We start from the raw sequence: 20,873 nt of genomic DNA on the forward strand, positions 1-20,873 counted from the left end.
ATCAGCGCGCCGCGAAGGCGAACCAGCCGGCGCTGCTTGTCGAGAGGCGTCGCGGACGGCGGCTCGTGAGCGCGGCGGCGCGCGGCTTCGGCACCGGCGCGCGCAGTTGCGCCGGACGCCGCAGCAGCGCCTTCAGCGACACGCGCCGCGACGCTGCACGCACGCGCAGCGTCAGGAAAAATCCGCGAAACCACGAACGGATGCCGTCGACGGGATGCACATACTTCAGTTGCTCCGCGATGGCCTTCGTGCGCGCGGAGTGATGTCGCAGCGCGCGAACGACGCCGCGACGGGCAGGACGCGCCGCACGAGCGGCGACGCGGGTAAGGCTCAAGGCAAATCGGTTGGTCATGGCTTGGTTGTGCGCCGGTTGCATTCGCGAGGATCGCGCTTCAACTCGGCGACAGTCGTCTCAAAAAAGTCGTTCAATGCGTGTTTTTCAGTTCGATCCGATTGCGACGGCGAAGTTGCACCGAATTGATGCGCGAAGGTTACAAGACAAAGATGACCATCGTAAGTCCGCGTTTTCCCGCAATTAACGTAGGAAGCGCTTCAAACAGATAGCTTGGAGGTCTCAAGAGTGGGCCCGAAAACCGCGGCAATGCGCGTGGATTTACAATTGTGTATTCGCCCTAATTTGCTTTCGCGCCTTACACGCGAGGGAAGCAAAAGCGCCTTACATGTGAGCTGGAAATGTCTGATCAAAAGTCGTTGCTGTCGAAGAAGGATCAGGTTCGCGAACTGCGCGAAACGGGTTATGTGATCGTGACGGGGCTCGTGCCGCCCGATCGCTGCGCGGCGCTGCTCGAAGTCGCGGGACGTCAGTTGAAGGAAGCGGCGGCGCCCATCGAGTTCGAAGCCGATCTCAAATACCCGGGTGCGCCGGATTCGAAGGATGCGCCCGGCGGCCACACCGCGCGGCGTCTGCTCGACGCCTACGTGCGCGATCCGCTCTTCGCCGAATGGGCGACGGCGCCCGAAGTGCGTAGCTGGATGGAGCTGTATTTCGGCGAGACGCCGGTTCTCTCGCGCGCGCATCACAACTGCGTAATGACGAAGCACCCGGCGTACGGCAGCCTGACGGGCTGGCATCGCGACGTGCGCTACTGGGCGTTCGAGCGCGACGATCTCGTTTCCGCGTGGATCGCGCTCGGTTCGGAGAAAGTGGAAAACGGCGCGCTCTGGTTCGTGCCGATGTCGCACAAGCTGCCGTTCACGTCCGAACGTTTCGACGACGCCAAGTTCTTCCGCTCCGACATCCCGGAGAACGAGGCGCTGATCCGCACGGCCGTTTCGCCTGAACTGAAGGCGGGCGACGTCGTGTTCTTCCACTGCAACACGCTGCATTCCGCCGGCAAAAACCTCACCGATCAGGTGAAGTTCTCGCTCGTCTACACATATCACGGCGCGAGCAATGCGCCGCTGCCCGGGACGCGCTCGGCGGCGAAGCCGGAAGTCGAACTGCTTTGAGGTCTAGCGGCGTCGCGAGGGAATCGTCAGGCCGATGAGCCCGACGAGCGTCGCGACGACGCCGCCCGCGATCAGCCAGATCGTCTTGTCGGTCGGAGAGCCGGTGAAAAAGCGCGAGACGTCGTTAGACAGTGAATGAAACGACGTGCCGCCGAAATACAGCAGCACGATGCCGCCGACCAGTAGCGCCGCGGAAATCGCCTTGAGCATGAATTCCTCTTTTTCGGGATACGAGGCGCGCAAGGTTACAAGGCGACTTGCGGCTCGTCCAGTTTTGGCGCCGGCTCGGGCTTCGTCAGCGGCTGGATGCGGCGCAGCATGTCCGCCTGCAGGGCCGCATGGTCGCCGGCGCGCGTCCACACGCCGACGTTCAGCTTCACGCCCGTGTCCGTGTAGTCCGTGACGGCGATCCACGGCTTGGCCGGCACGTCGATCACGCGCGGATCGTTTGCCACCAGTTTTTGCAGTTCACCGAGCGCATGATCGACGCTCTGCGCGTGCGGGACGTGAAACGTCAGCACGACGCGCCGGCGCTCGTTCGCGCTGTAATTGGTCACCGGATTCGCCCAGATCGTGCTGTTTGGGACGAACATGATGACGCCGTCGTTTTTCGTGAGCCGCGTCGTGAAGAGGCCGATTTCGTTCACCGTGCCCGCCGTCGTGCCGATTCCTTCGATGTAATCGCCTACGCGGAACGGCCGCAGCAGCAACAGCATCAAGCCAGCCGCGATATTCTGCAGCGTGCCCTGCAGCGCCAGGCCGATTGCGAGGCCGGCCGCGCCGAGCACGGTCAGGATGCTCGCCGCCGCGATGCCGAATTTGCCGAGCGCCGCGACGATCGCGATGACGCGGATCGACCAGAGCGCAAGGCTCGCGAGCACGGGCGTGAGCGTGGCGTCGGCGTTGGTCCGGCCGAGCGCGCGCCGCAGCATGTTCGCGACGCGATTCGACAGCCACCAGCCGACCGCGACGATCAACAGCGCGATCAGGATATTCAGGCCGGCGGCGATCATCAGGTCGTAGGCGGGGCGTAGTCGTTCGATGGGTTCCATGCGGAGGCTCCTTGCTAAAGATCAGCGTTGGGCTTTTGTCGGACGCGATCGTTCCCTGCGTTGGCCAAACGGCTAGTCCCGAATAGCGAGACGCCGTTGTCGCAGCCTGCGCGGCGTTGCGCGATTGGCTACCATGACAGGCTTGGCGCGCAATTTTTGAAACGCCTGTGCGCTTCTTGTGCCACTTTTCACATCGACCGAGGAAATCCGTCATGCCTTATGAAGCAGCCTCCGAACGCTATTCGCAAATGGCCTACCGCACCTGCGGCAAGAGCGGCCTGAAGTTGCCGGCGTTGTCGCTGGGGCTCTGGCACAACTTCGGCGATACCACGCCGATTTCCACGCAGCGCGACATCCTGCGCACCGCTTTTGATCTCGGCATCACGCATTTCGACCTCGCGAACAACTACGGGCCGCCGTACGGCAGCGCGGAAACGAACTTCGGCCGTCTCTTCAAGGACGATTTCAAGCCGTATCGCGATGAACTGCTGATTTCGTCGAAAGCGGGCTGGGACATGTGGCCGGGCCCGTACGGCCAGGGCGGCGGCTCGCGTAAGTACGTGCTCGCGAGCCTCGACCAGAGCCTGAAGCGGATGGGCCTCGATTACGTCGATATCTTCTACTCGCACCGTTTCGATGCCGATACGCCGCTCGAGGAAACCGCCGGCGCGCTCGCCACGGCGGTGCATTCGGGCAAGGCGCTGTATGTGGGGATTTCGTCGTATTCGCCGGGTAAAACGCGCGAAATGGCGCGCCTGCTCGCCGAGCACAAGGTGCCGCTTTTGATCCACCAGCCGTCGTACAACATGCTCAATCGCTGGATCGAGGATGAACTGCTCGATACGCTCGACGACGTCGGCGCGGGCAGCATCGCGTTCACGCCGCTCGCGCAGGGGCTTTTGACCAGCAAATATCTGAACGGCATTCCGCAGGACGCGCGCGTCAACAAGCCGGGCGGCGGGTCACTGAAGCAGGAGCATCTGAGCGCGGCGAACATCGCGCATGTGAAAAAGCTGCACGAACTCGCGGAACGGCGCGGCCAGAGCCTCGCGCAGATGGCACTCGCGTGGGCGCTGCGCGGCGGGCGCGTGACGTCCGTGCTGATCGGCGCGAGCCGGGCGGAGCAGGTCGTGGAGAATGTCGGCGCGTTGAAGAATCTCGAGTTTTCGAAAGAGGAACTTGCCGAAATCGACCAGTACGCGCAGGAAGGCGGCGTCAACCTGTGGGAAAAACCGTCGACGGACCAACGTATCTGACGCTTTCCGCGACCTGACGCCAGCAGGGACATTCGACGGCGCGGCGCTCGCCGGTTGCTATCATGCGGGCTCAGCGCATTCTTAATCGGGCGGAGGCGACTTTCCGCTCCGCCCGAGTCCAAAAGCCACAAAGCGCCAACGCCGCCGACGACGCGGCCCCGCGCCCAGCTTGCCGCGCCGGCAAATCGACAATTTGCCGCGCCGCAACGTAAAAATGCGTGTCGCGTTAAAATGCCGGATTGCGCCGGGCTGCGCAGTCGCCGCACGAGCTTCGCGAGAAGCGCGGAAATCGCACTGTTTTTGCACTGAAGTTGCGCGGGTCAGCCCACTCGTCAGTCTTTTCGCGCAGCGCCCCGTTCCTAGCCGGCCCGGCCGCGTGCCGTTGGCGCCACCCGTTTTCGCACTATCCAAGAAGCCATGAGCAACCTTAATCCGCAAACCGTCCTGAGCGTCCATCACTGGACCGATACGCTTTTCAGTTTCACCTGCACGCGCGATGCCGCGTTCCGCTTCGAAAACGGCCAGTTCACGATGGTCGGCCTCGAAGTCGAAGGCAAGCCGCTTCTGCGCGCCTACAGCCTCGCGAGCGCGAACTACGAAGAGCATCTCGAATTCCTGAGCATCAAGGTCCAGGACGGCCCGCTGACGTCGCGCCTCCAGCATTTGAAGGTGGGCGACCCGGTGCTGATCGGCAAGAAGCCGACAGGCACGCTCGTCGCCGACAACCTGTTGCCCGGCAAGACGCTGTGGCTGCTCTCGACCGGCACGGGGCTCGCGCCGTTCATGTCGATCATCAAGGACCCGGACGTCTACGACCGTTTCGACAAGATCGTGCTCACGCACACCTGCCGTTTCGTCGACGAACTCGCGTACAAGGATTTCATCACCGAGCACTTGCCGGAGCACGAGCATCTCGGCGACCTGATCCAGGAAAAGCTGGTGTACTACCCGACCGTCACGCGCGAAGAGTTCGCAAATCGCGGCCGGATCACTGATCTCATCGAGACGAAGAAGCTGTTCGCCGACCTCGACGTGGCGCCGTTCTCAAAGGAAAACGACCGCGTGATGCTCTGCGGCAGCCCGCACATGCTGCGCGACACGCGCCAGTTGCTCGATGAAATGGGCTTCGAGGAAGGCAGCAACAATCATCCGGGCCATTACGTCGTGGAAAAGGCGTTCGTCGGCTGATTTTTTGCGACGAAAACGGCAGGAATGAAGACCGGAGCCATGTGCTCCGGTTTTTTTTCGCTTGTCGAAAGAGACGCTGGTTACAACTTCACGTGAGCCACCAACGCGCTGTAGGCATTTTTCTGACACGCGGAAATGTCGCAAACTTGTTAAAACACATGAGGTTCTCCTTCCCAAGCCTTGTCAGGCATAGTTTTTTTATATTTTTGAGATATGATCCGCGAACATTGAGACTCTGGCGGAACGTGACTCGTCAGCCCCTCGCGCTGTTACCGAATGTAAATTTAGTTACTTGCGACGTCGGACTGCGACGCCGCCCCGAATGCGCTCCTATCGAGGAGGATCAGATGAAGACATCGACTGTTGCGTTCTCGGAACCGAGCCTGCCGCGCCGCGTGGTGCAGTCGACGGCACCCGGCTCTGCGTTCGACCGCGAGAAGTTGTCCGCGCTGATCGACGCGACTATCGCCGCCGATCGCGAAATCCAGCGGCTTTCCGCGCGCGTCGCGCAGTTGTCGGCGGAGCTTGCTGCCGTCGAAGAACGCGTGCGCCGCTCGCTCGCCCAGGACCTCCACGACGATGCCGGCGCGGCTCTGACCGCCGCGCGCTTCGCGATCGCGCGCATCGGAACCTGGCTTCCCGCCGACGCCCCCGTGCCCTGCGTCGAAGCACTCGACACCGCCCGGCAATCGATCGCTGCAGCCTGCGAGGCGAATCACCGCATCGTGAGCGGGTTGAGCGCCCCGCGCTTCGACGACGGCGTGAGCCGCGCGCTCGCCGACTGGGCGGCGCGCTTCGCGGCGAGTACGTCATTGCGCGTGAGCGTCGAATCGTCCGGCGATGAACACCTCGCGCAGCTTTCCGACGCCGCCGCGCTCGCCGTCTTTCGCGTCGCGCAGGAGGCGCTGAACAACGTCGCGCGTCACGCACGGGCGAATGAAGCATTAATACGCATCGATGCCGGCGCGCGTTTCGTTACGCTCTTCGTGTCCGACGACGGCATCGGCATGAGCGCCGCCGCGCGTCGCAAGCGCGGGCGTTTCGGCCTTGCTGGCATGCGTGCACGCTGCGCGGCGCTCAGCGGCAGCTTGCGGATCGAAACGCCGCGAGCGGGCGGCACTACGGTGCGCGCGCGAATCCCGCTGACGGCTTCCTCAAGCGCTGTGCCGACGCCGATCCGCCGCACGCTGCGTGCGCTCAACTCATGAGGGCTTCGTCTTGACACTCAGGATCCTGCTCGCCGACGACCACGCGATCGTGCGTCGCGGCGTCGCGCAGTTGCTGCTGGAGCGCGGCATCGCATCCGAGGTGCTGGAGGCCGAAACCGGCGCGCAGGCGATCAGCATCGCCGGCCAGTGCCCGGTCGATGTGACGCTGCTCGACATCTCGCTGCCCGACATCAATGGCGTCGATGTGTTGAAGCGCCTGAAGCGCCAGACGCCGCGTATGCCGGTGCTGATGTTTTCGATGTATCGCGAGGATCAATACGCCGTGCGCGCGTTGAAGGCGGGCGCGGCGGGCTATCTCTCGAAAACGGCCGATCCCGCGCTCATGATCGGCGCGATCCAGCAGGTCGCGGCCGGACGCAAATACGTGAGCCCGGCGATGGCGGAGGCGCTCGCGACCTACGTCGCGCTGGATTCGGAGCAGTTGCCGCACGAAAAGCTCTCGGATCGCGAATACCAGACGCTGTGTATGCTCGCGTCGGGCAAGCGCCTGACGGATATCGCGACGGCGCTGTCGCTTTCGGTGAAGACGGTGAGCGTGTATCGCTCGCGGCTGCTCGACAAGATGAAACTTGCGAACAACGCGGAGCTGACGTTCTACGTGATGAGCAATCGCCTGGTCGATATGAATCCGGCGATGGCGGGTTGATAAAGCCTTCGGGTTTTCGTGACTCACGAAGCGCCGCTCTTCGAAGCGGCGCTTTGCTTTTGGGGGGCACCTCTATAAAAAGAACATTGCTGCAAAGCAGCGGAGCGCCGTGCACTCCGGCCCGATGGCGAGCCCTGCGGATTTGTGTTTTACTCACTGCGATAACAACGAACACGAATTCCCAGCCGGACGCTCACGAGCGGCAGCAAGGCATATTCAGGACGTAGTGATCGTGAGTGCGCGCTTTGGGTTGGCCGGCTGGTCCATCCCCAAGGAGACACAGCAATGACGCTCAGCATCAGTCTGACGGTCAACGGCAAAGCCGTGACCGCCGACGTCGAACCTCACATCCTGCTCGTCCAGTTTCTACGCGATCAACTGAGGCTTACCGGCACGCACATCGGCTGCGATACCGCGCAATGCGGCGCGTGCACCGTCCATCTCGACGGCCGCGCCATCAAGTCGTGCAACATCCTCGCGGCGCAGGCGGACGGCGCCGAAGTCACGACGATCGAAGGCATCGCGAAGGATGGCCAACTTCATCCGATGCAGGCGGCGTTCAAGGAGTGTCACGGCTTGCAGTGCGGTTTCTGCACGCCGGGCATGGTGATGAGCGCGACCGCGCTCGCATCGCAAAGCGCTGATCTCACCGAAGAGGAAGTGCGCGAGCAACTCGACGGCAATCTGTGCCGCTGTACCGGCTATCACAACATCGTCAAAGCGGTCCTGCTGGGCGCGCAGGCCATGAAGGCGGGTTGAAACACGACCACGCTCATGCCTTACCGAAAGATCCTTTCGATGAAAAGCGCCCAGACTGGAGACCGTAATGAATGCCCCTGAACAGCAGCACCTGATTGGCGCCGGCGTCAAACGCAAGGAAGACTATCGCTTCCTGACGGGCGCGGGCCAGTACACCGACGACGTCGTTTTCCCTCAACAGAGCTTCGGGGTCTTCCTGCGCTCGCCGCACGCGCACGCGAAAATCCGCAGCATCGATACAGCCGCCGCGAAGGCAGCGCCCGGCGTGATCGCCGTGTTCACCGGCGCCGATCTCGCCGCCGATAACGTCGGCGGATTGCCGTGCGGGTGGTTGATCCACAGCACCGACGGCAAGCCGATGAACGAGCCGCCGCATCCCGTGATCGCGCATGAGAAGGCGCGTCACGTCGGCGATCAGGTGGCGCTCGTGATCGCCGAGTCGATCAAGGAAGCAAAGGACGCGGTCGAACTGATCGATGTCGATTACGACGTGCTGCCCGCCGTCGTCGATACGGCGCACGCGGCGGACGCGGGCCGGCCGCTCGTGCACGATGGCGTCGCGGACAACATCTGCTACAACTGGGGCCACGGCGACAAGGCGAAGACCGACGCCGCGTTCGCGCAGGCCGCGCACGTCACGACACTCGACATCGTGAACCAGCGCCTGATCCCGAACGCGATCGAGCCGCGCGCGGTCAACGCCAGCTATTCGAAGCACGACGACAGCTACACCGTCTACGTCGCGAACCAGAATCCGCACGTCGAACGGCTTTTGATGGCGGCGTTCGTGCTGTCGCTGCCGGAATCGAAGCTGCGGATAATCGCGCCGGACGTGGGCGGCGGCTTCGGCTCGAAGATCTTTCTGTACGCGGAGGACGTGGCACTCACGTGGGCGTCGAAGAAGGTCGGGCGTCCCATCAAGTGGACGGCCGAGCGCTCCGAAGCGTTCCTCTCCGACGCCCACGGCCGCGACCACGTCACGAAAGCCGAGCTCGCGCTGGACAACGACGGCAAGTTCCTCGCGATGCGCGTGCACACGACGGCGAACATGGGCGCGTACCTCTCGACGTTCGCGTCCTCCGTGCCGACTATCCTCTACGCGACGCTCCTCGCCGGCCAGTACGCGACGCCCGCGATCTACGCCGAGGTGAAGGCGGTCTTCACGAACACGGTTCCCGTCGATGCCTATCGCGGCGCGGGCCGCCCCGAAGCGACCTTCGTGGTCGAGCGGCTGGTCGAGACGGCGGCGCGCGAGATGAACATCGATCCGGCAGAGATCCGGCGGCGCAACTTCATCCGCGAGTTTCCGTACGCGACGCCGGTCGGCCTGACCTACGACACCGGCGACTACGACGCGATCCTCGACCGCGCGCTCGAAATCGCCGACGTCAAAGGCTTCCCCGCCCGCCGCGACGCAGCGAAGCAAAAGGGCAAGCTGCGCGGCCTCGGCTACTCGTGCTACATCGAAGCGTGCGGACTCGCGCCGTCGAACATCGCGGGGGCGCTCGGCGCGCGCGCGGGGCTCTTCGAAGCGGGCGAAGTGCGTGTGCATCCGACCGGCTCGGTCACCGTATTCACTGGCTCGCACAGCCACGGCCAGGGCCACGAGACGACCTTCGCGCAAGTGGTCGCGGACCGGCTCGGCGTGTCGATCGACAACGTCGAGATCATCCACGGTGACACCGGCCGCATTCCGTTCGGCATGGGCACATATGGCTCGCGGTCGATCGCGGTCGGCGGCTCGGCGCTGATGAAGGCGCTCGACAAGATCGAAGCGAAGGCGAAGAAGATCGCGGCGCACTTGCTGGAGGCGTCGGCGGAGGACATCGAGTTCAAGGACGGCATCTTCCGCGTCGCGGGCACGGATCGCACGAAGACGTTCGTCGACGTGTCGCTCGCCGCGTACGTGCCGCACAACTTCCCGCTGGAGACGCTCGAACCAGGCCTCAACGAAAACGCGTTCTACGATCCGACCAACTTCACGTATCCGTCGGGCGCGTATATCTGCGAAGTCGAAGTCGATCAGGACACGGGCGAGACGCGCATCCAGCAATTCACCGCCGTCGATGATTTCGGCAACGTGATCAATCCGATGATCGTCGAGGGGCAAGTGCACGGCGGGCTCGGGCAAGGCATCGGGCAGGCGATGCTGGAGCGCTGCGTGTACGACAACGAGAGCGGCCAGTTGCTGTCAGGCTCGTTCATGGACTACGCGATGCCGCACGCGATCGACCTGCCGAATTTCACGGTCGAGACCGCGAAGGGCACGCCGTGCACGCACAATCCGCTCGGCGTGAAGGGATGCGGCGAGGCGGGCGCGATCGGTTCGCCGCCGGCCGTCATCAACGCGATTCTCGACGCGCTCGCGCCGCTCGGCGTGAAGGACCTGCAAATGCCCGCGACGCCGCACCGCGTCTGGCAGGCAATGCACGCCGCGACTTCGACCCACGCCTGAGGAGCCCGACATGTATACATTCGACTACAAGCGGCTGGGCGAACCTAACGCCGCGGCCGCCCTGATGAACGCCGACGCCGACGCGAAATACCTTGCGGGCGGCCAAAGCCTTTTGCCGACGATGCGCCTGCGGCTCGCGCAGCCATCGGCGCTCGTGGACGTGATGCGCATCGCGTCGATGAAGGAGATCGCATTCAAAGGCGACACGCTGACGATCGGCGGCGCGGCTTGTCACGCGCAGGTCGCCGCGAACGCCGACGTCAAGAAAGCGCTTCCGGGCCTGGCCGATCTGGCCGGACGCATCGGCGACCGGCAGGTTCGCGAGCGCGGCACGATCGGCGGCTCGCTCGCCAACGACGATCCCGCCGCGTGCTATCCGTCCGCCGTGCTCGCGCTGAACGCGACGGTGATCACCGACCGCCGCCGCATCGCCGCCGACGATTTCTTCGTCGGCATGTACGAAACCGCGCTCGAACCGGGCGAGCTGATCACCGCCGTCGAGTTTCCGCTCGTCGAGCGCGCCGCGTACGAGAAGTTTCGCAATCCGGCGTCGCACTTTGCGCTGGTCGGCGTGTTCGTCGCAAAACGCGCGGACGGCGTGCGCGTCGCGGTGACGGGCGCGGCGCCGTCGGTATTTCGCGCGAAGGAGCTGGAGGCGGCGTTGTCGACGGATTTTTCGGTCGCTTCGGCGCGCAGCGTCACGATCCCGCCCGACAACCTCAACGACGACATGCACGCGAGCGCCATCTATCGCGCGCATCTGATCCCGGTGCTCGCCGGGCGGGCGATCGAGCGGGCCAACTCGTTCTAGCGGTTATCGGGAAGGTCATGGAGCCCGCGTCGATCGACGACACGCTCGCCCGCCTGGGCGAGCAAAAGTACTTCGCCAGCCGCGAACTCGCGACTGCGCTCTTTCTCGCCCTGAAAATGCAGCGACCGCTCTTTCTCGAAGGCGAGCCGGGCGTCGGAAAGACGGAGCTGGCGAAGGCGGCGGCGGGTTTGATCGGTACGTCGATGCTGCGGCTGCAATGCTATGAAGGGCTAGATACCGCGAGCGCGCTGTACGAATGGGACTACCCGCGGCAGATCATGGCGCTGCGGCTCGCCGAAGCATCGGGCGAAGCGCCGTCGAACGATTCGCTGTATCGCAGCGAGTTTTTGCTCAAGCGCCCGCTGTTGCAGGCGCTGCTGCCCGATCCGCTGAATCCGGACGCCCGCCGCGTCCTCCTGATCGACGAAATCGATCGCGCCGACGAGCCGTTCGAAGCGTTCCTGCTCGAACTGCTGTCGGATTTCCAGGTGTCGATTCCCGAGTACGGGACGGTGCGCGCCGAGCTGCCGCCGCTCGTCGTGATGACGTCGAACCGCACGCGCGAGGTCCACGATGCGCTCAAGCGGCGCTGTCTCTATCAGTGGATCGGCTATCCCGAGCGCGAAGTCGAGCTTGCGATCGTCGCGGCGCGCGCGCCTGAAGCCGGCGCCGAGTTGCAGGCGCGGGCCGTCGCGTTCGTGCATCGGCTGCGTACGCTCGATTTGTTCAAGGCGCCGGGCGTCGCGGAAACGATCGACTGGTGCCGCGCGCTCGCCGCGTTGAGCGTGAGTGAGCTCGATCCGCAATCGGTGCAGGACACGCTCGGCGTCCTGCTGAAGTATCAGGACGATCTCGCGCGCGTCGACGGCGGCGCGATCGCGCAGTGTCTCGCCGCGCCCGCGTAGATCACGATGGAATCGTTCGCGCGCAACGTCGTGCATTTCGTCCGGCTGCTACGCGGCGCGGGGCTCGGCATGTCGCCGTCGCATGCGGTCGATGCGCTCGACGCGCTCCGCTGGATCGACATCGCCCGACGCGACGACGTGCGCGCGACGCTCGCGTCGCTCGTCGTGCACGCGCCGGATGAGCGCGATATCTTCGATGCCGCGTTCGACCTCTTCTGGCGCGATCCCGACTGGGAAGGCAAGCTGCGCGCGATGCTGCTGCCGAAGGTGAAAGGCGGCGCACCGCCGCCAAAGCGAAACAACCGCCTTGCCGATGCGCTCGCGGCACGCGCGGCGGCGTCCCAGAAAGCGCCCGCGCACGACCGCGCGCCCGAACAACTGCACGCGCGCATGACGTTCAGCGCGGAAGAGCGCCTGAGCCATCGCGATTTCGACACACTCACCGCCGACGAATGGCGCACGCTACGCCATCAGATCCGCTCGCACCGGATGCCGCTCGCGACCGAGCGCACGCGCCGGCTGAAAGCGGCATCGCACGGCACGCACGCCGACTTGCGCGCCAGTGCCCGTCACGCCGTGCATTCCGGCGGCGACTGGACCGTGTGGAAATATCGCGCGCGCGTGGAACGCCGTCCGCCGCTCGTGCTGTTGCTCGACATCTCCGGCTCGATGAGCGCGTATTCGCGCGCTGTGCTCTACTTCTGCCATGCACTTTTACAATCGCGCGAACGACTGCAGGTGTTTCTCTTCGGTACGCGTCTGACGAATGCGACGCGCGCGCTGCGCGAGCGCGATCCCGATGTCGCGATTGCGGGGCTGGCGGATCAGGTCGTCGACTGGTCGGGCGGCACGCGGATCGGCGCGGCGCTCGCCGAGTTCAACCGGCGCTGGGCGCGCCGCGTGCTGGCAGGTCGGGCGACGGTGCTCTTCGTGACCGACGGCCTCGATCACGAAGCCATCGACGTGCTCGATCAGGAAATGGCGCGGCTCGCGCGTTTCGCGCATCGGCTCGTGTGGCTTAATCCGCTGTTGCGATACCCGGAATTCACGCCGCGCGCGCGAGGCGTGCGCGCGATCCTGCCGCACGTCGATGCGATGCTCGCGGCGCATAACCTCGACAGCCTGGCTGCTGTCGGGCGGGAACTGGCGGCGCTTCCCGGACGCACGGCGCCCCGCACAACCGGAGACATGCGATGGAACTGACCGAGACCTACACGCTGCCTGTGCCGCAGCAGCGCGCGTGGGAAGCGCTGAACGACACCGAGATCCTGCGCGCGTGCATTCCGGGCTGCGAGAGCATCGATGCCGATGGCGAGAACGCGTACGCGGTGGCGATGACGGCATCGGTCGGACCAGTGAAGGCGCGTTTCAAGGGGCGCATGAACCTCACTGAGATCGACGCCCCGCACACGTACACGATCGTTTTCGAAGGACAGGGCGGCGCGGCGGGTTTCAGCAAGGGCAGCGCGAAGGTAAATCTCGAACCCGGCGACGATGCCGAATCGACGGTGTTGTCGTACAGCGCGAACGCGCAGGTCGGCGGGAAGCTCGCGCAGATCGGCTCACGGCTCGTCGATGGGGCGGCGCGCAAGATTGCCGGGGAATTTTTCAAGCGCTTCAGCGCGCAGTTTCGGGACGCTGAAGCGCAGGGCAACGAGGCATCGGAGGAAGGTGAAAGCGCCGCCGATGACGACGTGGAAAGCAAGGGAAAGAAATCATGGACAGCGTGGATCTCGAAGTCCTGAAGAACAGCGCGCGATGGCTCGACGAGGGGCATCGCGTGCTCCTCGTCACGGTGGTGAAGACGTGGGGATCGTCGCCGAGGCCGGAGGGCGCGATGCTCGCCGTGCGCGATGACGGACACGTGGTGGGCTCGGTGTCGGGCGGGTGTATCGAGGACGATTTGATCGATCGCGTGCGGCAGCGTGGGATCGAGCAGACGTTGCCGGAAGCCGTGAAGTACGGGATCACGGCGGAGGAGGCGCATCGGTTCGGGCTGCCTTGCGGCGGGACGATCCAGCTCGTGCTGGAGCCGTTGACTGTATCGAGCGGGATCGCGGAACTGTGCGAGGCGGTGGAGGCGGGGCGGCTTGTCGCGCGCTCGCTGGATATGGCGACTGGGGCGGTGCGCATGGAGCCGGCGCAGGCTACCGATGGCGTTGTCTTCGATGAAGCGACGCTGCTGACGATTCACGGACCGCGGTATCGGATGCTGGTGATCGGGGCGGGGCAGTTATCGCGGTATCTGTGCAACATCGCGGTGGGGCTGGATTATCAGGTGACGGTGTGCGATCCGCGCGAAGAGTACACGGACGAGTGGGACGTGCCGGGGACGCACGTCGTGCGGACCATGCCCGACGATACCGTCATGGAGATGAATCTCGATGAACGGTGTGCTGTTATTGCGCTGACGCATGATCCGAAGCTCGATGATCTTGCGTTGATGGAGGCTTTGAAAACGCCCGCGTTTTATGTGGGGGCTTTGGGGTCTCGGAGGAATAATGCGGCTCGGCGGGAACGGTTGAAGGAGTTTGATCTTTCGGAACTTGAATTGGCGCGGCTGCATGGGCCGGTCGGGATTTATATCGGCAGTCGCACACCGCCGGAAATCGCGGTTTCGATTCTGGCCGAAGTGACGGCGGCCAAGAATGGGGTTTCGTTGCCGGAGTTGCTTAAGGTGGAAGGCGCTAAAGCGGCCAGAGAGGTGGCGGGAGCTAGCGGGGTTGTTTGTGATGCTTGAGTTCGGAGGTTGGGCGGATCGCGCGCGCGAATCGCGACCTTCCTTGAGCGCAACGTCGTAGAGCCAGTCTCCGTTTCAACTCACGCGCTCGTGTAAAGCGCGACTCCTGATGATTAAAAAAATAGTAGGGTGTGTTTTATAGTGCACCCCTCGCGCTCGTGTTGAGCGCGACGTCGAAAATCGCGAAGCGCTAATTTCAACGGGCGCGCTGGCGAAGAAACCGTTTCTGCCATGTCACGCATGGAAAATCAAAACGTGGACGGCGCGAGAGCGATCCTGCGCTTGCACTTCCGAAGTCATCTCGAATTCGTCTCACCCGCGCGCTCGCAATGAGCGCGAGGGGCCGCCAATCGCCTGTGCGGAAAGCGCGCGTCGAAGCGCGGAGATGGTTTCCAGTCTTTACCGCTCGACGCTGCATGACCCGATTCCAAAAGAAGCTGGCGTTCTCAAACCCCATCAAAGCGTCAACGATTGCAAACCTTAACGCCCCTTCAACGCTATCTCCCTCACTCCCATATAATAATCATTCTCATTTGGTCGACCGCAGCCCAAAGCAACGAACGAGGAAAAGGACCATCGAATGCGAGGCAACTTCCTGACCGGCGAACGCCCCGCCAAGCTGACGCCATCAGCGCAAGCCTCCTCGCAGCCCACCTCCGGCGACGATCACCGCAAGCGCGGCATGAGCCAGCGCTCTTTGCGCATCTGGTCGATCGTGCATCGCTGGACAAGCCTGATCTGCACCGCGTTCATGCTTTTGCTCTGCCTGACGGGCTTGCCGCTGGTCTTCGACCACGAGCTTGACGTCGTCCTCGGCGATGCGATCGAAGCGCCCGAACTGCCCGCCTCGCAGGCGAACGCGCGCGCGACCTACGACCAAATTCTGGCGGCAGCACTGAAGAAACACCCCGGCCACGTCCCGCAATACATGATCTGGGAGCCGGACGAGCCGTTGCTGCCGGTGATCGTCACCGCGCCGCGCGCCGATACCCCGCCCGACGACACGTTAAGCACCGTCGTCGACGGCCGCACCGCGCAGGCGCTCGGCCTGCCGCCCGGCAAGGGATCGCTCAAGTTCGTGCTTTTGAAACTGCACGTCGACATGTTCGCCGGCCTCGCCGGCAAGCTCTTTCTCGGCGCGATGGGTGTGATGTTCCTGGCGGCGGTCGTGTCGGGCGTCGTCGTGTATATGCCGTTCTGGCGCAAGGTCGGGCTCGGGCGCGTGCGGCTGAAGAAGAAGCGGCGCATCGTGTGGCTCGACTGGCACAACGCGCTCGGCATGCTGACGCTCGTGTGGGCGATCATCGTCGGCGGGACGGGGTCGATCAACACGCTCGCCGATCTGCTGCTCGAAGCCTGGCGCAACGATCAGCTCGCGCAGATGCTCGCGCCGTATCAGGGCAAGCCGCCGGTGATCGCGAGCGCCTCCGTCGATGATGCCGTGAAGGTCGCGCGCGGCGTCGCGCCGGACATGATCCCGTCGTTCGTCGCGTTTCCGGGCACGCGCTTCAGCAGCCCGCATCACTACACGGTGTTCATGCGTGGCGACGGAATTCTCACGACGCGGATGCTGCGGCCGGTGCTCATCGATGCATCGACGGGCACGCTGACTGATTCGCGCGAATTGCCGTGGTACTTGAAGCTGCTGTTGGGCTCGCAGCCGCTGCATTTCGGCGACTTCGGCGGGATGCCGCTCAAAATCTTCTGGGCCGCGTTCGATGTATTAACGATCGTTGTTTTGGGAAGCGGCCTGTATCTCTGGCTGACGCGCCATAACAAGCGCAAGCGCGGCGCATCGGCGTAAAAAAAGGACCGAATACGGTCCTGGTTCGGAGTCAAACGATCACATCATCCCGCAAACCACCATCGCCACGATCGACGCCCCGACGAGCACCGCGCCCACCGTCCGCCGTTTATTCAGCTCGGTCCAAAGCAGCACCCCCGTCAGCGAAAGCAAAATAATGCTGCCCGCAAGCGTATCGATGAGCAGAACCCACCCGACGCTCAGTCCCACGCCCTTGTGCAGATTGCTCATCGTCGCGAGGAAGCTGTTGTCCGTGCGCTTCACCGACACGAAGCCGTTCCCCACCCAATATTCCGCCGATACCCCGCCACTCGGCGAAGCCACCATCACGGTCCACTGTTCGGGTTGCATCGTCTTCTGATCGCCCCACGCGACGGCCCGCGCCGGTTCGCGCTTCACGCGTCCGAGATTGCCTTCGAGTTTCAGCTCATGCTTGAGCCAGCCGCCCAGTTCCTTCGGCGACTTCAATCCTTCTACAGGCAGCGGAAGCTGCATCTGCGAGACCTGCGGCTCGCCGGTCGAAATCCGCAGCGGCCCGCCGCGATGATTCAGCAAGAACCCCGTCGTGCCGAACAGCAGTCCGAGCACCGCGCCCCACAGGCCGACCCATCCGTGAATCTTGCGCAGCCACTTGATGAACGTCGCGCGACGCGAGCGGTTCTTGCGGACCGCCTCCTCGGCGTCGTCAATGAGGCGATGCGCGCCATGTTCCTTGTAATGCATCGGGGATGCGTTCGATGTCCGCGGGGGCTTGATGGTTTCGGGCGCGTTCACGCGTCTCTCCGTTGTTCGGCAGAAAAGAAAGGCCAACAGCGGTCGACGCATCGACCCACTTTGGCCACAAATGAGAATCGTTATCATTACATGGCCAAGGGGTTTAGACAACGCTTTGCAATAAAGCGTAAAAATTCAGACCGGCCAGAGCGGTCCTTCCTCCATCGCGCCGACTTGTTCGCGCAGTTCGAGGATGCGGTCTTCCCAATAACGTTGCGTATTGAACCAGGGGAAGGCGGCGGGGAACGCGGGGTCGTCCCAGCGGCGCGCGAGCCATGCCGCGTAATGAATCAGCCGCAGCGTGCGCAGCGCTTCGACGAGATGCAGTTCGCGCGGCTCGAAATCGCAAAAATCCTCGTAGCCGGCGAGCAGATCGCCCAGCGCGCGCGACGCCTCCGCGCGCTCGCCCGGCAGCAGTAGCCACAGGTCCTGGATCGCGGGGCCCATGCGGCTGTCGTCGAAATCGACGAAATGCGGGCCCGCGTCGGTCCAGAGCACGTTGCTCGGATGACAGTCGCCGTGAAGACGAATCGGCGCGACGTCGCCCGCGCGCTCGAAACAGCGCTCGACGCCCTCCAGCGCCATTTTCACGACCGTCTCATAAGCCTCGCGCACGTCGCGCGGAACGAAGCCGTGCGTCAGCAGGAATTCGCGCGGCTCGTAGCCGAAGCTCTGGATATCGAGCGTCGGCCGCTCGCGATACGGCTCGATGCCACCCACCGCGTGAATCCGCCCGATGAAGCGCCCGAGCCATTCGAGCGTGTCGGAACGATCGATATCGGGTGCGCGGCCGCCGCGACGTTCGAAGATCGAAAAGCGAAAGCCGTCGAAACGATGCAGCGACGTGCCGTCGAGCACGCGCGCGGGCACCGCCGGAATCTCGCGCCGATACAACTCGGCGACGAACGCGTGCTCTTCGAGAATCGCCTGATCCGACCAACGATGCGGCCGGTAAAACTTCGCGACGACCGGCGGACCGTCTTCCATGCCGACCTGATAGACGCGGTTTTCGTAGCTGTTGAGCGGGAGCATGCGCCCGTCGGTGCGTTCGCCGAGCGGGAGGAGGACGCTGTCGAGCGCATCGAGGACGCGCTCGGGCGTGAGATCGGCGAAAGGAGGAGCCGGATGCGCGTCGCCGGATGACGGCGTGCCGGGTGCTTCGGAATGGTCTGAGTTCATTCCGGCATTATCCGCGCATCGGCTTTGATCAGCCGGCGCCCAATCCGCGTTCAGTGAACGACGGAATTCGCCGGCCGGACGACGTCGCCGGTATCGATGAGATCTTCGAGGAAGAACGGTTCCGTGTTGAGCAGTTGCGACACACCGGGCTCGCCCGCGTACCACGCGACCATTGCCATGTCGCCAAGAATTCGCATCACGATGCCGCGCGCCCCTTGAGGCACGGCGATATGCACGGAGCGGACGATCGAGCCGATTTGCATGATGAATCCCCGTCAGAGTGCCGGCTGTACCGGTCAATTATGGTTACCAAGCACGGACTGTCCAGGGTTCGTGCACCAGACTGCAGGCCGCTCGAGCGTCGCCTGAGGCGGGCTCGCGCGGCTTTGTGACAAGACGTTGCGCTACTACTTTAGCGCATCGCGGTGCGCGCGGTCCAAGAGGGCGTGCGCGGAAACCCACGTAGCAATTTTTGGCGACTTGCAGGCTGCGACCGCCGCTGGTAAAGACGCCGTCGATGAAAGCCGCACGAAAGCGACTGGCGCGGCGACGGGCAGGGCGCGGCCATTCGGCGTAAGGTGATGAACTTTGCTTTTAAGGAGGCATTGTCGTGACTCCCTCGCCGGCGCCGGACCGGCCCGCTTCGTCTGCGTCGTCTTCTTCTAACGCCCGCCGTCCTTCCACCGATCCCACGCCGTATCTCGAACGCGGCTCGCGCGCTTACTGGCACGCGTCGCTCGCGCTGCTGTTCGCCGGTTACGCCACGTTCTCGCTGTTGTACTGTGTGCAGCCGCTGCTGCCGGAGTTCTCCGCGACGTTCGGCGTGAGTCCGGCGCAGAGCGCGCTGGCGGTGTCGGTATCGACGGCATCGCTCGCGATTGCGATTTTCGTCGCCGGATTCGTCTCCGAAGGATGGAGCCGCCATCGGCTGATGACGCTTTCGCTCTCGGCGTCGTCGGTGCTGACGATCATCGCCGCGTTCCTGCCGAGCTGGCACGGGCTGCTCGTCGTGCGCGCGCTCGAAGGGCTCGCGCTGGGCGGCGTGCCGGCGGTCGCGATGGCGTATCTCGCCGAGGAGGTCGAGCCCGAAGGCCTCGGTCTTGCGATGGGCCTGTACGTCGGCGGCACGGCGATCGGCGGAATGGCCGGGCGCGTGATCAGCGGCGTGCTCGCAGATTTCTTCTCGTGGCGCGTGGCGATCGGCGGGATCGGCGCGCTCGGGCTGCTTTCGACGCTCGCGTTCCGCGTGCTCCTGCCGCCCTCGCGACGCTTCGTCCCGCGCCGCGGCATGGGCTTTCGCCATCATCGACTAGCGCTGGCGACGCACCTTCGCAATCGCGACCTGCCCTTCCTCTTCCTGATGGGCTTCGTGCTGATGGGGAGCTTCGTCACGCTGTACAACTTCGTCGGCTACCGGCTGATCGACGAGCCGTTCAGGCTGAGCCAGACGCAGATCGGCGCGATTTTCACGGTGTATCTGACGGGCGTGGTGGCGTCGCCATGGTCCGGAAAAATGGCCGACGTTTTCGGTCGCGGGCGCGTGCTGATCGCGAGTCTTTTGCTGATGCTCAGCGGCGTGCTGCTGACGCTTTCGAATTCGCTGCCGATGATCATCGGCGGGATTGCCTGCGTCACGTTCGGGTTCTTCGCGGGGCATGCGGTGGCGAGTAGTTGGGTCGGACGACTGGCCACGCAGGCGAAAGGGCAGGCGGCGGCGCTTTATCTGCTGGCGTATTACATCGGGTCGAGTCTGATCGGCTCTTATGGCGGGCACTTCTGGACGGGGTTCGGATGGGGCGGCGTCGCGGGGCTCGTCGGCGCGTTGTTGCTGATCGGGCTGGCAGGGGCGGTGCATTTGAGTCGGCGGGAGGCTTAGTCTTTTCGTCTGATCGAAAGGAAAACGAAATCGTCGGCGTGTCAGGGTTTTTCCGCGTCCGCTTAAATCGACCGCCCGCAAAGGCTTGCGGCATAAGGCACGGACGTTCGCTCCGCCGCGCTCAATTGCGGAATCCCGACGACACACCGTGATACGCGGCCTATACTCGAATCGCCAGTGCAGCGCCGGGCGAACGGCTCGACGCAAAAGCAAGACGATGGGAGACGAGCAATGACGACGTACTTCACAATCGGTGACTTCATCCTGATCATCCCAATGGCGCTCGCCGGCGCGCTGTTTCTAGGCGCGATTCCTTGCGCGTCACACTTCAAGAACAATGTGCTCAGAGCTTTCGGCGCGCTGGTCGGTGTGCTGGTGGCGTTTTTGCTGGTCGAAGGGTTGCCTGCGTTGATATAGCGGGGTTTTTTCGATTGCAGTTGAGCGCATTTGCGCGCCGCGCGCCTGGTGACGCGCTCGCGTGCTTGCGCTCGACAGTGCCGGCGGTTTTGCGATTCGCTTGACGCGGGCGTCGACTTGTCCGGCTGCGTGTGGGCGCGCCACGTTCGGGATTTATCCAAGAATTTCCGCTTGCAGCCTTCGCGTTCCTCGACCTTCGCGCAGGAATGCGCGGATCGCTTTGCCTTGGCGCCACGCGCTTCTGCCGCCCGGGCTAACCTGGATCGCTTCCTGCCGGGTACGTTCTTCTTTGCGCCACGCACCGCGCAGGGA

21 protein-coding genes are annotated in these 20,873 nt (G+C 64.0%); 15 read left to right on the top strand and 6 right to left on the bottom strand.

Features of this window, described 5'->3' with window-relative positions; genetic code table 11:
- Position 1: 1 nt before the first annotated feature.
- The gene (locus AWB67_RS18765; RefSeq protein ID WP_200821694.1) at positions 2-352 is read right to left on the bottom strand and encodes a hypothetical protein; all 351 of its coding nucleotides are present in this window, start codon (positions 350-352) and stop codon (positions 2-4) included.
- Positions 353-693: 341 nt separating this feature from the next.
- On the opposite strand from AWB67_RS18765, the gene AWB67_RS18770 reads away from it, so the two are divergent.
- Positions 694-1,470, top strand: a complete 777-nt coding sequence (locus AWB67_RS18770; protein WP_087657755.1) for a phytanoyl-CoA dioxygenase family protein — start codon at positions 694-696, stop codon at positions 1,468-1,470.
- 3 nt (positions 1,471-1,473) lie between these two features.
- Here AWB67_RS18770 and AWB67_RS18775 read toward each other — a convergent pair whose 3' ends face one another.
- Positions 1,474-1,680, bottom strand: coding sequence for a DUF3185 family protein (locus AWB67_RS18775; RefSeq protein ID WP_087657779.1), 207 nt, complete (start codon positions 1,678-1,680; stop codon positions 1,474-1,476).
- A gap of 35 nt (positions 1,681-1,715) precedes the next feature.
- On the bottom strand, positions 1,716-2,522 hold the full coding sequence (locus AWB67_RS18780; protein WP_087657756.1) for a mechanosensitive ion channel family protein: 807 nt from the start codon (positions 2,520-2,522) through the stop codon (positions 1,716-1,718).
- Between the two features lie 212 nt (positions 2,523-2,734).
- On the opposite strand from AWB67_RS18780, the gene mgrA reads away from it, so the two are divergent.
- The 12 genes from mgrA (at position 2,735) to AWB67_RS18840 (ending at position 16,315) form a co-directional block, all read left to right on the top strand.
- Positions 2,735-3,778 carry an L-glyceraldehyde 3-phosphate reductase gene (gene mgrA / locus AWB67_RS18785; RefSeq protein ID WP_087657757.1) on the top strand — a complete coding sequence of 348 codons (1,044 nt, stop codon included), beginning with the start codon at positions 2,735-2,737 and terminating at the stop codon, positions 3,776-3,778.
- Positions 3,779-4,195: 417 nt separating this feature from the next.
- The gene (locus AWB67_RS18790) at positions 4,196-4,966 is read left to right on the top strand and encodes a ferredoxin--NADP reductase (RefSeq protein ID WP_087657758.1); all 771 of its coding nucleotides are present in this window, start codon (positions 4,196-4,198) and stop codon (positions 4,964-4,966) included.
- 347 nt (positions 4,967-5,313) lie between these two features.
- Positions 5,314-6,174: a sensor histidine kinase gene (locus AWB67_RS18795; protein WP_125477622.1), complete on the top strand. Its 861-nt coding sequence runs from the start codon at positions 5,314-5,316 to the stop codon at positions 6,172-6,174.
- A gap of 10 nt (positions 6,175-6,184) precedes the next feature.
- Positions 6,185-6,841 (top strand): response regulator transcription factor RqpR, encoded by a 657-nt coding sequence (rqpR, locus tag AWB67_RS18800; RefSeq protein ID WP_087657760.1) that lies wholly within the window; start codon positions 6,185-6,187, stop codon positions 6,839-6,841.
- Between the two features lie 285 nt (positions 6,842-7,126).
- A complete protein-coding gene (locus tag AWB67_RS18805; protein ID WP_087657761.1) occupies positions 7,127-7,600 on the top strand; it encodes a (2Fe-2S)-binding protein in 474 nt (157 codons plus the stop codon).
- A 67-nt stretch (positions 7,601-7,667) separates the two neighbouring features.
- Positions 7,668-10,055: a xanthine dehydrogenase family protein molybdopterin-binding subunit gene (locus AWB67_RS18810; RefSeq protein ID WP_087657762.1), complete on the top strand. Its 2,388-nt coding sequence runs from the start codon at positions 7,668-7,670 to the stop codon at positions 10,053-10,055.
- A 10-nt stretch (positions 10,056-10,065) separates the two neighbouring features.
- On the top strand, positions 10,066-10,866 hold the full coding sequence (locus AWB67_RS18815) for an FAD binding domain-containing protein (protein WP_087657763.1): 801 nt from the start codon (positions 10,066-10,068) through the stop codon (positions 10,864-10,866).
- 17 nt (positions 10,867-10,883) lie between these two features.
- On the top strand, positions 10,884-11,771 hold the full coding sequence (locus AWB67_RS18820) for an AAA family ATPase (RefSeq protein ID WP_087657764.1): 888 nt from the start codon (positions 10,884-10,886) through the stop codon (positions 11,769-11,771).
- A gap of 6 nt (positions 11,772-11,777) precedes the next feature.
- Entirely contained in the window at positions 11,778-12,974 is a 1,197-nt protein-coding gene (locus tag AWB67_RS18825) for a vWA domain-containing protein (RefSeq protein WP_087657765.1), read from the top strand.
- Positions 12,965-13,516 (top strand): SRPBCC family protein, encoded by a 552-nt coding sequence (locus AWB67_RS18830; protein WP_087657766.1) that lies wholly within the window; start codon positions 12,965-12,967, stop codon positions 13,514-13,516. The genes AWB67_RS18825 and AWB67_RS18830 overlap by 10 nt, the downstream gene beginning before the upstream one ends.
- Positions 13,489-14,511 carry an XdhC family protein gene (locus AWB67_RS18835; RefSeq protein ID WP_087657767.1) on the top strand — a complete coding sequence of 341 codons (1,023 nt, stop codon included), beginning with the start codon at positions 13,489-13,491 and terminating at the stop codon, positions 14,509-14,511. Before AWB67_RS18830 ends, AWB67_RS18835 begins: the two co-directional genes overlap by 28 nt.
- A 580-nt stretch (positions 14,512-15,091) precedes the next feature.
- Positions 15,092-16,315, top strand: coding sequence for a PepSY-associated TM helix domain-containing protein (locus AWB67_RS18840; RefSeq protein WP_235025216.1), 1,224 nt, complete (start codon positions 15,092-15,094; stop codon positions 16,313-16,315).
- Between the two features lie 39 nt (positions 16,316-16,354).
- Here the strand turns inward: AWB67_RS18840 and AWB67_RS18845 are convergent, their stop codons facing one another.
- From AWB67_RS18845 to AWB67_RS18855, 3 genes are all read right to left on the bottom strand, one after another.
- Positions 16,355-17,089 carry a PepSY-associated TM helix domain-containing protein gene (locus tag AWB67_RS18845; protein WP_235025217.1) on the bottom strand — a complete coding sequence of 245 codons (735 nt, stop codon included), beginning with the start codon at positions 17,087-17,089 and terminating at the stop codon, positions 16,355-16,357.
- A 135-nt stretch (positions 17,090-17,224) separates the two neighbouring features.
- Positions 17,225-18,268 (bottom strand): SrkA family protein kinase, encoded by a 1,044-nt coding sequence (locus AWB67_RS18850; RefSeq protein WP_087657769.1) that lies wholly within the window; start codon positions 18,266-18,268, stop codon positions 17,225-17,227.
- Between the two features lie 50 nt (positions 18,269-18,318).
- Positions 18,319-18,531, bottom strand: a complete 213-nt coding sequence (locus AWB67_RS18855) for a hypothetical protein (protein ID WP_062638904.1) — start codon at positions 18,529-18,531, stop codon at positions 18,319-18,321.
- 347 nt (positions 18,532-18,878) lie between these two features.
- Between AWB67_RS18855 and AWB67_RS18860 the strand changes: the two genes are divergently transcribed.
- Complete coding sequence (locus AWB67_RS18860) at positions 18,879-20,144, top strand: MFS transporter (RefSeq protein ID WP_087657770.1); 1,266 nt, start codon at positions 18,879-18,881, stop codon at positions 20,142-20,144.
- Between the two features lie 231 nt (positions 20,145-20,375).
- The gene (locus AWB67_RS18865) at positions 20,376-20,561 is read left to right on the top strand and encodes a hypothetical protein (protein ID WP_035936571.1); all 186 of its coding nucleotides are present in this window, start codon (positions 20,376-20,378) and stop codon (positions 20,559-20,561) included.
- Positions 20,562-20,873: the final 312 nt, after the last annotated feature.

This window comes from Caballeronia terrestris (assembly GCF_001544515.1).
GTDB lineage: Bacteria > Pseudomonadota > Gammaproteobacteria > Burkholderiales > Burkholderiaceae > Caballeronia > Caballeronia terrestris.